The 12,621-nt window shown below is 71.3% G+C and carries 9 protein-coding genes; 8 read left to right on the top strand and 1 reads right to left on the bottom strand.

Features of this window, described 5'->3' with window-relative positions:
• Positions 1 to 2 precede the first annotated feature (2 nt).
• The 8 genes from ACIBNE_RS24635 to ACIBNE_RS24670 all read left to right on the top strand — a co-directional run bounded on the left by ACIBNE_RS24635 (position 3) and on the right by ACIBNE_RS24670 (position 11,615).
• Positions 3 to 1,232, top strand: a complete 1,230-nt coding sequence (locus tag ACIBNE_RS24635; RefSeq protein WP_399274960.1) for a cation:proton antiporter — start codon at positions 3 to 5, stop codon at positions 1,230 to 1,232.
• Between the two features lie 247 nt (positions 1,233 to 1,479).
• Positions 1,480 to 3,780 carry a LuxR C-terminal-related transcriptional regulator gene (locus tag ACIBNE_RS24640; RefSeq protein WP_399274962.1) on the top strand — a complete coding sequence of 767 codons (2,301 nt, stop codon included), beginning with the start codon at positions 1,480 to 1,482 and terminating at the stop codon, positions 3,778 to 3,780.
• Between the two features lie 464 nt (positions 3,781 to 4,244).
• The gene (locus ACIBNE_RS24645; protein ID WP_399274964.1) at positions 4,245 to 5,576 is read left to right on the top strand and encodes a B12-binding domain-containing radical SAM protein; all 1,332 of its coding nucleotides are present in this window, start codon (positions 4,245 to 4,247) and stop codon (positions 5,574 to 5,576) included.
• Positions 5,577 to 5,586: 10 nt separating this feature from the next.
• Positions 5,587 to 7,113: a B12-binding domain-containing radical SAM protein gene (locus ACIBNE_RS24650; protein ID WP_399274966.1), complete on the top strand. Its 1,527-nt coding sequence runs from the start codon at positions 5,587 to 5,589 to the stop codon at positions 7,111 to 7,113.
• The gene (locus ACIBNE_RS24655) at positions 7,110 to 9,113 is read left to right on the top strand and encodes an AMP-binding protein (protein ID WP_399274968.1); all 2,004 of its coding nucleotides are present in this window, start codon (positions 7,110 to 7,112) and stop codon (positions 9,111 to 9,113) included. The genes ACIBNE_RS24650 and ACIBNE_RS24655 overlap by 4 nt, the downstream gene beginning before the upstream one ends.
• Before the next feature lie 20 nt (positions 9,114 to 9,133).
• On the top strand, positions 9,134 to 10,360 hold the full coding sequence (locus tag ACIBNE_RS24660; RefSeq protein ID WP_399274970.1) for a beta-ketoacyl-[acyl-carrier-protein] synthase family protein: 1,227 nt from the start codon (positions 9,134 to 9,136) through the stop codon (positions 10,358 to 10,360).
• A gap of 21 nt (positions 10,361 to 10,381) precedes the next feature.
• Complete coding sequence (locus ACIBNE_RS24665) at positions 10,382 to 10,858, top strand: PaaI family thioesterase (protein WP_399274971.1); 477 nt, start codon at positions 10,382 to 10,384, stop codon at positions 10,856 to 10,858.
• Between the two features lie 19 nt (positions 10,859 to 10,877).
• Positions 10,878 to 11,615, top strand: coding sequence for an enoyl-CoA hydratase/isomerase family protein (locus ACIBNE_RS24670; protein WP_399274973.1), 738 nt, complete (start codon positions 10,878 to 10,880; stop codon positions 11,613 to 11,615).
• A 152-nt stretch (positions 11,616 to 11,767) separates the two neighbouring features.
• Here the strand turns inward: ACIBNE_RS24670 and ACIBNE_RS24675 are convergent, their stop codons facing one another.
• A complete protein-coding gene (locus ACIBNE_RS24675) occupies positions 11,768 to 12,499 on the bottom strand; it encodes a S1 family peptidase (protein ID WP_399274975.1) in 732 nt (243 codons plus the stop codon).
• Between the last annotated feature and the right edge of the window lie 122 nt (positions 12,500 to 12,621).

Below are 12,621 nucleotides of genomic sequence, written 5' to 3' on the forward strand. Positions count from 1 at the left end.
GCGTGCACTCTTCCGCGGTCTTCCTGATCGAGTTCGGCGCCATCATCCTCGGCCTCGGTCTGCTCGGCAGGCTCGCCGGGCGCTTCCAGTTCTCCCCGATACCCCTGTACCTGCTGGCGGGTCTGGCCTTCGGCGAGGGCGGGCTGCTGCCGCTGGGCACCAGTGAGGAGTTCGTCGCCATCGGCGCCGAGATCGGCGTCATCCTGCTGCTGCTCATGCTGGGCCTGGAGTACACCGCCAGCGACCTGGTCTCCAACCTCAAGACGCAGTACCCGGCGGGTCTGGTCGACGCCTCGCTCAACGCCCTGCCCGGCGCGGCGATGGCACTGCTGCTCGGCTGGGGCCCGGTGGCGGCGGTGGTGCTCGCCGGCGTCACCTGGATCTCGTCGTCCGGGGTGATCGCCAAGGTGCTCGGCGACCTCGGCAGGCTCGGCAACCGCGAGACGCCGGTCATCCTCAGCATCCTGGTGCTCGAAGACCTTTCGATGGCGGTCTACCTGCCGATCCTCACCGCTCTGGTCGCGGGCGCGAGCCTCGCGGCGGGCAGCATCACGCTGGCCATCGCGCTCGCCGTGGCGGGGCTCGTGCTGTTCGTCGCGGTGCGCTACGGGCGGATCCTGTCGCGGTTCGTCTCCAGCGACGACCCGGAGAAGCTGCTGCTGGTGGTGCTCGGTCTGACCCTGCTGGTCGCGGGCGTCGCGCAGCAGCTCCAGGTGTCGGCCGCGGTCGGGGCGTTCCTGGTGGGCATCGCGCTGTCGGAGGAGGTCGCGGAGGGCGCGCACCACCTGCTGTCGCCGCTGCGGGACCTGTTCGCGGCCGTGTTCTTCGTCTTCTTCGGTCTGCACACCGACCCGGCGAGCATTCCGCCGGTGCTGCTGCCCGCCTTCGCGCTGGCCGTCGTCACGGCGGGCACCAAGGTCATGACGGGCTACTGGGCGGCGAAGCGCGCCGGGGTCGGCGTCAAGGGGCGCTGGCGCGCGGGCGGCACGCTGGTCGCGCGGGGCGAGTTCTCCATCGTCATCGCGGGTCTCGCGGTGAGCGCGGGCATCGAGCCCTCGCTGGGCCCGCTGGCCACCGCGTACGTACTGATCCTGGTGGTGATGGGCCCGCTGACGGCCCGCTACACCGAGCCCGCAGCGGCCTGGGTCGGCGCGCGCATCCGGGGCAGCGGGACGGCACGGGGGAAGGACCCGGCGGTGGTGCCGGGCGACAACCCGGCGAACCCCGCCTGACCCCGCGAGCCCCGCCTGACCCCCGGCGAACCCCGCCTGACCCCGCGAACCCCGCCTGACGCGGCGGCGCGCCTCCTCTCCACGGAGGTAGCACATCCCGTCACCGCCACGCCCGTGGACGCCGGGGGGCCACAGCTTCGAGTGAAGGTCCTCCGGATTCCCTGCGCGTCCGCCCGCCCCGCGACTTGAATCGGCCCTCCGGGGCGGCCCTCCTGCGCGGAGGGGCACGGGTGGCGCGGGAGGTCTCATGGGTTTCGGCTTCGGCCATCGGCACGGGAGGCAGCTCCCCGTGGAGCGGACCAGCTTCATCGGCCGCGTACCGGAACTGACCCGGCTCCGGGCGATGCTGGGCGAGTACCGGCTGGTGACCCTGGTGGGGCCGGGCGGCATCGGCAAGACGCGTACCGCGTTGCGCGCCGCCACTGCGGCGAAGGAACGTTTCAGCGACGGAGTGCGACTGGCCGAGCTCTCGGCGCTCGACGACCCCGAGCTGGTGCCCGCGCTGGTCGCCGCCGCGCTCGAACTGCCCGACCAGCCGGGCATGGCGCCCCTGGACGCGATCGTCTCGCACCTCCAGGGGCGCCGCCAGCTGCTCGTCCTGGACACCTGCGAGCACCTGCTCGACGCGTGCGCCGTGCTCTGCGACACGCTGCTGCGCGAAACCGCCGACGTGTGCGTCCTGGCGACCAGCAGGCAGCCGCTGGACGTGCCGGGCGAGCGCTGTATGCAACTGGCGCCGCTGACCGGCGCCGACGCCGAGGAGCTGTTCGCGCAGCGCGCCGCGGCCGTGGTGCCGCACTTCGCGGTCGCGGACGCCAACCGCGAGCAGGTGCGGGCGCTCACCGCGCGACTCGACGGGATGCCCCTCGCCCTGGAGCTCGCGGCCGTACGGCTGCGCGCGGTGCCGCTCACCGATCTGGTGGCCCGCCTCGACCGCCGCTTCGAAGTGCTGACCGGCGGCCAGCGCACGGCGCTCACCCGCCATCAGACGCTGCGCACCGCGATCGACTGGTCGCGCGACCTGTGCACCCCCAGGGAGCAGTTGCTGTGGTCGCGGCTCTCGGTGTTCGCGGGCTCCTTCGAACTGTCGGCGGCCGAGCGGGTGTGCGCGGGCGGCGAGGACCTGCCGCCCGACCAGATCCTGCCGACGCTGGCGGAGCTGGTCGACAAGTCGGTGGTGCTCCGCGTCGGCGAGGGCGGGGAGCGCTACCAGCTCCTGGACACCATCCGGGAGTACGGCGCCGAACGGCTCGCCGGGTCGGACGACCCGTCGGCGGTGCGCGAGCGGCACCTGACGTACTACAAGGAGCTGGGGCAGCTCTTCTGGGACCGGCTGCTGACCCCCGACCAGGTCGACCTGCACCGCACGGTCCGGGTGAAGATCGCCAACATACGGGCGGCCGTGCACTACGCGTACGAGACGCGGGGCAGGGCGGCCGAGGGGCTGTGGCTGGCCGCGCAGCTCACGCCGCACTGGCGGGCGGCGGGGACGCTGTCGGAAGGGTGCTTCTGGATCGAGAAGGGCCTCGGTCTCGTGCCCGAGATGTGTCCCGAGCGGGCCTGGGGGCTGTTCATGACGGCGCTGGCCGCGGTGTGGACCGGCGATCTGGAGACCGCGCCCGCGCGTTTCGCCGAGGCCAGGGAGGTGGCGCTGAGCTGCGGCGAGGAGCGGGTGGCGCTCTTCACCGAGCCGTACATGGGCGCCATGCGGGCGCTGGTCGGCGAGGTCGACGAGGGGCTGGCCGCCCTCGAAGCGGGGCGGCGCAGGATCGTCGAGGCGGGCGATCCGCTGGGCATGGCGGTCGTCCACTGCGAAGGCGCGCTGCTGCGGGCGGTCTTCGGTGACCTGGCGGGCGCGCTGGAGCTGTGCGCGATCGGGATCGCCCACCTGGAGAACACCGGGGACCGCCAGCTCTACGCCTCCACCCTGCTCGTGCAGGGCGTCGTCCTGTGGCTGGCGGGACGGCACGACGAGAGCGCGGTGGCGCTGCGCCGGGCGCTGGAGGCCGCGAGCGAGGTCGGGGACATCCTGATCGCCGCGATGAGCTGTCTGGTCCTGGCCTGGCACGCCGCCCGCGAGGGCCGGCACACCACGGCGGGCTGGCTGCTCGGCTACGCGGAGAGCGCGCGGAGCCTGAGCGGCGACCCGGTCTCCATGCTGCCCTCGCTGCTGGAGGAGCAGGAGGCCGTGCACGCGCAGATACGCGACGCGCTCGGCGACACCGCTTTCCGGCGGCTGCACGCGCTGGGCGCCCGCCTCTCGGGCACCCGCGTGCTGGAGGCCGTGCACGCCGGGACGGAGCTGCCGCAGCCCGACGGGGACGTGCCCGCCGCACGCCGGGCGGGAGCGACGGCCCACACCTTGACGCCGCGCGAGCGCGAGGTGGCGGGCCTGGTCGCCCAGGGGCTGTCCAACCGCGAGGTCGCGGAGCGCCTGGTGATCTCCAAACGCACCGCGGACACCCACATCGAGCGGATCCTCAACAAGCTGGGCATCACGTCCCGTACGGAGATCCCGGCGGCTCTCGGGAACGAACCCGGGGCGTGAGGAGCAGGCGGCGCCCTCCCATGTGCCGCATATGCTCCCGGCCTGAAACGAAAAACACTTCCACCCATCAGCACCTCGCGCCGCACCACGCGCGGCGCCGCAGGCCGGAATTCACCCCCGTGCCGTCCGGCCCGACAAATTCCGGTGAATGTAAAACAGCGGAAAAATCATTAGGCCGACCTGCGGCGAAGAGCGTTCGACGCGTCAATCGGAATGTGACGGAACAGATCGACACCTTGTTCCCCGCATGTCGCCAGGGGCTCTTCGGACTTTCCGTCCCGTTGATCGGCCCGCGTTTCCTCTGTCAACTCGCGGGTTGACACAAAAGATTGGGCCCTCCTAGATTCGAGGGGCTTTTCCGGCACGGCTCCGGCACGGTTCCCGTACGACTCCGGCACGACCGACGCGCGGCTGCGCGGGGTGGTTGCTCGCAGAGCTCCCCGTTACGGCCGAGGGAGACGGCGATGAAGAAGGTGCTCCTGGCAACGGCCCCCAAAGAGGCGCTGGTGGAGCCGGACGGCATAGGGGGAAACTGGTACGACAGGACCGACACCTACATGGCCTGGACGTGTGCGGTGGACCTGGAGGACCGGCTGTCCGTCACGTGCCCGCCGACCGGTCTGCGCTTCCTCAAGCACAATGTGCCGGACGTGGAGATCCTTGAGTACCCGACCTGGCAGGAATACCTCTCCGCACTGCGGGCCGAGACCTGGGACATGGTCGGCCTCAGCTTCTACACCTGGTCGACGCCGGTCGCGATCGAAATGGCGAAGGCCGCCCGGGAAGCGGGTGTCCGGGAGATCTGGGGCGGCAACTACGGCGTGCTCACTCCCGGCATCGACCAGTACTTCACCCGTCTGGTGAAGGGCGCCGGCGAATTCCCGCTGTACCAGTACGTCTACGGCGCGACCCTGCCGCGCGTACGGCATCCCGCCATGCTCGGCGAGAGCGGATTCCGCGGCATCAGCTCCCCCGTCGGATACCTCTACTCCAAGCGCGGCTGCAACATCGGCTGCACCTTCTGCTCCACCCCGATCTTCAACCCCAAAGAAGAAGCCATCTTCATGGAGGACATGTACGCGGCCCTCGACGCGTACCGGGAGGAGAAGGTCGCGCACGTCATCATCTACGACGAGAGCTTCTTCCTCACCAACCACCTGGCCGAGCAGGTCGTGGACGCCCTGGCCGAGCGCGAACTGCCGTGGATCTGCCTGACCCGCGCCGACCTGATCCGCGGCCGCGTCCCCGAACTCACCGACCGCTACATGGACGGCGCGATCGTCGGCATCGAGTCGTACCGCGACAAGAACGTCGCGGACGTCAAGAAGCGCGACGACGTCTACAACGTCCGCCAGACCGTCCGCGAACTGATCGACCACGGGCGCCGCGCGCTCGGCACCTTCATGGTCGGATTCGCCGAGGACAGCGTCGAGGACATGAAGTTCGACATCGAACAGCTCAACGAGGAAGGGCTCTTCGCCTGCCAGCTGACGCTGCTCACCCCGTTCCACGGCACGCGGCTCTACCGGCAGATGGAGCACCTGATCGACGAGCCGGACCTGAGCAAGCACGACCTCTACAACCTGGTGTGGAAGCACCCGAAGATGAACCGCAGCGAGGCGCGCGACCTGCTGGCCTGGGCCCAGCGCCGGGTCAACGACCCGGACCGGATCGCCGGCACGCTCAAGCAGGAGATGAAGGAGAAGGTGCGCCGCCGGCTCGCGCACCAGCACGGCGCGCACGAGCGCGGCGCGGCCCAGGCCGGTCCGTCCGCCCCGTATCCGTCGGCGTCCTAGGGGCCGGGCCGTGAAGAGCCTCAACATCCTCTGCGTACAGCTCGGGTTCCACGACGCCTACCCGGACGCGTCGACCCTGGCGACCACCTACAACGACGGCATCTACTACGTCGCCTCCTTCGTCCAGCAGGAACACCCCGACGCGCGGGTCGAGATGTGCCAGATGTTCTGGGGCGAGAAGCCCGAGGACTTCCCGCTCGCCGAGTACGACTACATCCTGATCTCCGCGCTCGCCACGCACTTCTGGTCCAACATCGAGGCGCTGGAGCTGATCAAGCGCGCCAAACGGCCCGGCTGCGTGGTCGTCATGGGCGGCCCCCACGCCGCGTTCGCCCCCTACGAGGCGCTGCGCTACGCCGACTACGCGGTCATCGCGGAGGGCGAGATACCGACCGCCCAGCTCATCAACGCCCTCGAAGCCGGGGAGTCCGTCGCCGAGGTCGACAACCTCGCCTACATCGGCGCGAACGGCGAACTCGTCCTCAACAAGATCGCCCGGTACGGCAACATCGCCAACGCCATCGACCCCCGGCTCCTCGCACGGGCACCCCAACTCCACTGGGCGACGGTCTCCATGTCGCGCGGCTGCCCCTTCGACTGCTCCTTCTGCTACGCGATCCGGCTCCTGGGCCGGCGCTTCCGCACGAAGACCGCCGAGGACGTGCGCAGCGAACTGGACGCCATCCACCGGCAGACCGGCTGCAGCCGCTTCTACGTCACGGACCTCAACTTCACGACCCGCAAGGACTACTGCCGGGAGATCGCCGCGACGTTCCGCGACCGCGACTACAAGTTCATCGCGATGAGCCGGGTCAACCACGCCGACGACATGGACCTCGTCCTGGACCTCAAACGGTCGGGGTTCGAGGAGTACTGCCTCGGCGTGGAGTCGGAGGACCCCGACGTCCTCAAGGCGTTCAACAAGCGCGTCGACCCCTCGGAGCAGACCCGGCGGCTGCTGCGCTTCGCGGAGAACGACATCGCCATCCACTCCGCGATCATCTTCGGCCTGGACGTCCAGGACCGCCGGGCGATCGAGGCCACCGCGTACTGGTGCGCCGAGGCGCGCATCATGCACCCGGTCTTCGTCTGTCTCGCCGAATACCCCTTCCAGGACCTGCTGTACGGGGCCCGGCAGGACATCGAGGACCACCGGATCATCATGGAGGTGCCGACCTACCAGCACTACTCGTTCGTCGGGATCTTCCCGCGCCACATGCGCCCCAGCGAACTCCAGCGCGGCATCCTCGACAGCTACGACATCTTCTTCGAGCGGGCCTTCGAGATCGAGCAGCGGCCGCAGCGGCGGGCCCGCCTCAAGTCGTACTCCCGCAGCGTCGACCGGGGGCGCGCCGGAATGGCGCAGCACATCCGCTTCCTGGAAGAGCTGGAGAAGCCGTACTACACCGCGGGCGGCACGCTCAAGGAGGACCGGCTGAAGGCCGACTTCGACACGCGCCACGGCGAGCTGCGCGACTGGCTGGCCCGCTCCTCCAAGCGCACCGACCTCCACTTCGTGAAGGGGTACGCCCGGTGACCCGGGCCCACCGGGCGGACACGGTCGTCGACGCGCTGCTCGACAGCGCCCTGCACACCCCCGACCGGCTGGCGTTCCGGGTCATCGAGCGGGGCGACGAGGAGTACGCCCTCAGCTGTGCGGACACGGTGCTCCTGACCCACGAGGCCGTGGCGGGCCTCGCGGAGCATGCCGTCCACGCGGGCGACCGGATCGTGCTCGTGCTGCCCACCTCGCGCGACTTCCTCTCGGTCTACCTGGGCTGTCTGTACGCGGGGGTGGTGCCGGTCGTCGTGGCGGAGCCGATGGACGGCCGCACGACGCACTACGCGGCGAACCTCCGCCGCACCGCCGAGCGCGCGGGGGCCGGGCACGTCGTCGCCGCGCCCGAACTGGCCTCCGTACTCGCGCCGTTGCTGCCGGTACCGGTCCTGACGCCCGACGCGCTGCGCGTGGACTCCGCACCCCGCCCGAAGCCGCCGTGCGCCGAAGCGGACGCACCGGCGCACCTCCAGGCGACGTCGGGTTCGACCGGCGCGCCGAAGCTCGCGGTCGTCCGGCACTCCAACATCGCCGCCAACGTGCGGGCGATCTCCGGGGCGATCCACGGCAACGCCGACGACTCGCTGGTCAGTTGGCTGCCGCTCTTCCACGACATGGGGCTCATCGGCATCTCCTACGCCCTGCACGCCCGCATCCCCATGGTGCTGTCGGACCCGGTCAACTTCCTGCGCGACCCGATGTCGTGGCTGCGGTGGATCAGCCGCTACCGGGGCACGCTGTCGCCCGCGCCCAGCTCCGCGTTCCACATCTGCGCGCGCGTCGCCCGGCGGCGTCCCCCGGCCGGGCTCGACCTGTCGTCCTGGCGGGTCGCGCTGTGCGGCGCGGAGCCCGTCCACGAGAGCACGATGCGCGATTTCCAGACGGAGTTCGGGCGCTTCGGCCTGGCCCCGACGACACTCAGGCCGGTGTACGGCCTCGCGGAGGCGACGCTCGCCGTCACGATCTCCGACGTCACCCGGCCCTACGCGGTGGACCGGGTCGACGCGGAGGCGGTGACGGCCCGGGGGCGCGCCGAGCCGCGGGCGGCGGGCGACGGGCGCACGGCGGGCGAGGGGCCCGCGGCGGGCGAGGGGCCCGCGGCGGGCGTTCCGCGGACGGCGAGCATGATGTGCGTCGGCCGGGTGGTGCCGGGGCACGCGCTGCGGGTGGTGGACCCCGCGGGCGCTCCCCTGGCGGACCGTACGATCGGCGAGATCGAGGTCTCGGGACCCAGCGTGGTCGACGGCTACCTCCCGGACTCCGACGGCGCATCGCTCAAGAGGCCGGACGGGCACCTGCGCACGGGCGACCTCGGCTACCTCGTCGACGGCGAGCTGTACGTCACGGGCCGCCACAAGGACCTCGTGATCATTTCGGGCCGCAACTACCTCCCCGACCAGCTCGAATCCTTCGTCGAGGGCCTCACCGGCAGCCCGCGCACCTCGGCGGTCGTCGCCGTCGGCATCCTGGACCCCGCGCTCGGCACCGAACAGCTGCACCTCCTGCTGGACGAGCGGCTGGCGGAGGGGCGCGACCGGCAGGAGGTGGCGGGCCTGGTCAAGGACGGGCTCGCGGAGGTGTTCGGCATCGGCGGGGTCGTCCTGCACTGGACCGCGCGGCGCGAGCTGCCCCGCACCACCAGCGGAAAGATCCAGCGCCACCTGTGCCGAGAACTGATCGAGGAACGTCGGCGGAACGGACGGAGAGGCAGGCACGTGGAAGACCAGGAGCTGTTCGAGAAGATCGTGGGGCACATCGGTGAATTCATCGAGGAGGACGTCCCGTACCTCACTCCGGAATCGCACTTCGCCACGTCCATCGAGGGCATGAGCTCGCTCAAGATGGTCGAGCTGCTGCTCTATCTGGAGGACTGTTTCGGGTTGGAGTTCGACGAGTCCGTCGTCGGGAAGCTCGGGACGATGCGGGATCTCGTGGACTACATACGGGATCTCCAGGACGCGCGGCAGCAACCGGCTTGAGTCCCGGGCCGGGCCGCGCGATGCCTCGACGCAGTGTGGTCGTCACCGGCATGGGGGTGCTCTGCCCGCTCGGCGCGACGCCGGGCGAGCTGTGGCGGGGCCTCGTCGCGGGGCGCTCGGGCATCGTGCCGCTGACGCGCTTCGACCCGGCCCGGTTCCGCAGCCGGTACGCGGGGCAGGTCGACGCGTCCGTGGTGACGTTCGCGCCGGGGCCGCTGTGGTTCGAACTCAAACGCATGAGCGACTTCGTGCGGTACGCGCTGTTCGCGGCGGACCGGGCGGTCGCCGACAGCGGTCTTTCGCCACGGGCGGCGGGCGGCGGCGTCTTCCTCGGGGTCGCGATGGGCGGGCTGCCCGCCATCGAGGCGGGCGTGCTCCGGCAGGAGCGGCAGGGCGTGCGCAGGACCAGCCCGTTCCTGATCCCCTCGCTCATCCCGAACATGGCGGCGAGCGTCATCGCACTGCGCCACGGGATCGAGGAGGAGCAGGTGACCGTGGCCGGTGCCTGCGCGAGCGGCTGCCAGGCCGTGGGCCAGGCGGTGCGCGCGATCCGCTCGGGCGACCGCGTCTGGGCGCTCGCCGGGGGGACCGAGGCGGTGGCCACTCCGGTGACGTACTCCGGCTTCGAGGCGATGCGGGTGCTGAGCCGGCGCGACGACCCGGCGCTCACGCCCCGGCCGTTCGACCGCGAGCGCGACGGCATGGTCGTCGGCGAGGCGGCGGCCGTCTTCGTGCTGGAGGAGCGCGGCCACGCCGAGGCGCGGGGCGCGGTGGTGCACGGCGAGCTGACCGGGTACGCGACGAACAGCGGGAGCGAGGGCGTCGCCGGGGTCTCCGCGGGGCACGCGGCGCGCTGTGTGAACGGCGCGCTCGCCGACGCCGGAATGGGGCCGGCCGCGATCGACTGCGTGTTCGCCCACGCGTCCGGGATGGTGCAGGGCGACGCGGCGGAACTGGAGGCCGTGCGCACGGTCGTGGCGGGCTCCCGGCGCAGACCGGTGGTCACCTCGATCAAGGGGCACACGGGCCACACCTTCGCCGCGAACAGCCCGCTGAACCTGGCCGCCGCGCTGATGGCGTTGCGCTACCAAATCGTGCCGCCAACCTTGAAACTGGAGAAGCCCGATCCCGCGTTCACCGACATCGACATCGCGCGCGAGGCCCGGCCGGCCGAAATCCGGAACTGCCTGATCAACGCGTACGGCTTCGGCGGGATCAACGCGGGCCTGATCGTTTCGCGCGCATGACACTGCCGTAAGGAGCACCGCATGGCGACGCCGTCAGAAGACGCACCCCCCGCCCCGTCCTCGCAGTCGCGGCACTTCGAGAAGCTCACCCGCTGCTGCATGGAATGCAAGATCTCCCGGTACCTGAACAAGACGATCACGATCGAGAAGGCCGGCGTCGCGCGCGTGGCCATTCCGTTCCCCGCCGAGCTCACCCAGAACTCCGACTTCCTGCACGCCGCCATGCTGTTCGAGGTGGGCGACACCGCCGGTTTCATGGCCGCCAACTCCATGGAGGAGACGTACAGCGTCCTCACGGTGGACTACCACATCAACCTGATCCGGCCGGTGCGCAAGGAGGGCGTGTACGCCGTCGGCGAGGTGGTGACCGCGGGCCGGACGCTCTACGTGGCGCGCAGCGACGTCTACTCGGAGAGCGGCAAGCTGGTGGCGGCGGGGCAGGGCACGTACACCGTGTCGCGGATCCTGCTCACCGACCTCGACGGCTACGAAGACTGACCGGGCCGGGGAGCTGCGCATGATCGACACCACCGAATACGACGGCACCGCCGTCCTGACGCTCGACCACGGCCCGGTGAACGCCCTGGACCTGGAGCTGCTCTCGGCCTTCCCCAAGGCCCTGGACGCCGTCGCCGACGCCCGCGCCGTCGTGCTGACGGGCAGCGGGCGCACGTTCTCCGCGGGCGTGGACCTCAAACGAATCGTGGAGGGCGGCGCGCCCTACGTGGCGGAGTTCCTGCCGGTCCTCAGCCGTGCGCTGCTCGCGCTCTTCGACCACCCGAAGCCGGTCGTCGCGGCGGTGAACGGCCATGCGCTGGCGGGTGGTTGCGTGCTGGCCGCCGCCTGCGACGTACGGCTGATGTCCGAGGGGACCATCGGCCTCGCCGAGCTGGCGGCGGGGCTGCCGTTCCCCACGGTGCCGCTGGAGATCGTGCGCCACGCCGTGGGTCACGCGGCGGACGCGATGGTACTCGGCGCCGGACGGCTCGACCCCGCGGGGGCGGCGGCGATCGGGCTGGTGCACGAGACCGTCGAGCCGGGCCGGCTGCTCGCGGCGGCGCTGGTGCGGGCCGACGGGCTGTGCGCGGCGCCCGCGGACGTGTACGCGCTCGCCAAGCGCCAGCTGCACCGCCCCGCGCGCGAACGCATCGAGGCGGCGGGCCCGAAGGACGACCCGCAGGTGCTGCGGATCTGGAGCTCGGAGCGCACGGGGCTGAGCCTGGGCGCGTACCTGTCGCGGCTGCGGCGGAAGTAGCGGAAGGAGCCGGGACACCGGTCGCCTCGGACGGGGTGGGCCCCTCTCCGCCGTGCGTACGGCGGAGAGGGGCCCGAACCCGAACCGGGACGCGGCCCTGGGGCCGGGGGGCGACCCGGACCCGTCCCTGTCCGACCGCTGTCCGACCCGGGTCAGACGCCGGCCACGCTCTGGATCCAGGAGCGGTAGGCCGTCACGTTGGTGTACGCGGTGGTGGTCTGGCGGTCGCTGGTGGAGGCGACGCCGACCTGGATGCCGTTGGCCATCATGGGGCCGCCCGAGTCGCCGCCCGCCGTGATGCCGTTGCCGCGCCTGGCGCAGATCGCCGAGCCGTTGTACGCGTCGCGGCAGCCGCCGGTCACGGTGACGTTGGCGACCTTGAGGAGCTGCGACTGGCAGTTGATCTCCGAGCCGCACTGGGAGGTCGCGCCCCAGCCGTAGACCTGCACGCTCTGGTTGACCTGCACGGATCCGGGCTGGCCGAGGCGGGCGTAGGTGCCCTGGACGGACCGGTCGAGCTTGACCAGGGCGAGGTCGGACGCGGAGTGGGTGTAGGTGCCCGCGCCGTTGGCGACGGTGCCGCCGCTGGTCTGGTCGAGGCTGCCGATGCGGAACGAGAGTCCGCCGCCGCTGACGCAGTGCTTGGCGGTGAGGATCCAGGTGGGCGCGATGATGGTGGAGCTACAGGTCTGCCTGCCGTTCGAGAAGAGGCGGGCGGCCCACGGGGCGTTGCTGGCGTAGCCGCCGCCGATGATCGGCTGTGCGGAGGTGGCGGCCGGTGTGCTCGGCACAGGGGCGGGCGCCTGGGCGGCGGCGGTGGGCACGAGCCCTGCCACGGAGAGCCCGACGGCGGCGATGGCGGGGGCGAGTCTGGACAGTCGCACGTTCGTCTCCATTGTGTGGGGGTTGGAACGCTTTCCGCAGGGACGCCGCCGCATATGTATGCGGCGGGAGCACATACACGGAAGGCGGGTGACCCTGTCACGTGCATGCCATTCCCGGCAGT

The organism is Streptomyces sp. NPDC050504 (assembly GCF_044458065.1).
Taxonomy (GTDB): Bacteria; Actinomycetota; Actinomycetes; order Streptomycetales; family Streptomycetaceae; genus Streptomyces.

Bases quoted from the DNA above. Each gene is read 5' to 3' on its own strand.
- ACIBNE_RS24640 (WP_399274962.1), top strand. From the start codon at position 1,480: ATGGGTTTCGGCTTCGGCCATCGGCACGGGAGGCAGCTCCCCGTGGAG.
- ACIBNE_RS24645 (WP_399274964.1), top strand. From the start codon at position 4,245: ATGAAGAAGGTGCTCCTGGCAACGGCCCCCAAAGAGGCGCTGGTGGAG.
- ACIBNE_RS24660 (WP_399274970.1), top strand. From the start codon at position 9,134: ATGCCTCGACGCAGTGTGGTCGTCACCGGCATGGGGGTGCTCTGCCCG.
- ACIBNE_RS24665 (WP_399274971.1), top strand. From the start codon at position 10,382: ATGGCGACGCCGTCAGAAGACGCACCCCCCGCCCCGTCCTCGCAGTCG.
- ACIBNE_RS24670 (WP_399274973.1), top strand. From the start codon at position 10,878: ATGATCGACACCACCGAATACGACGGCACCGCCGTCCTGACGCTCGAC.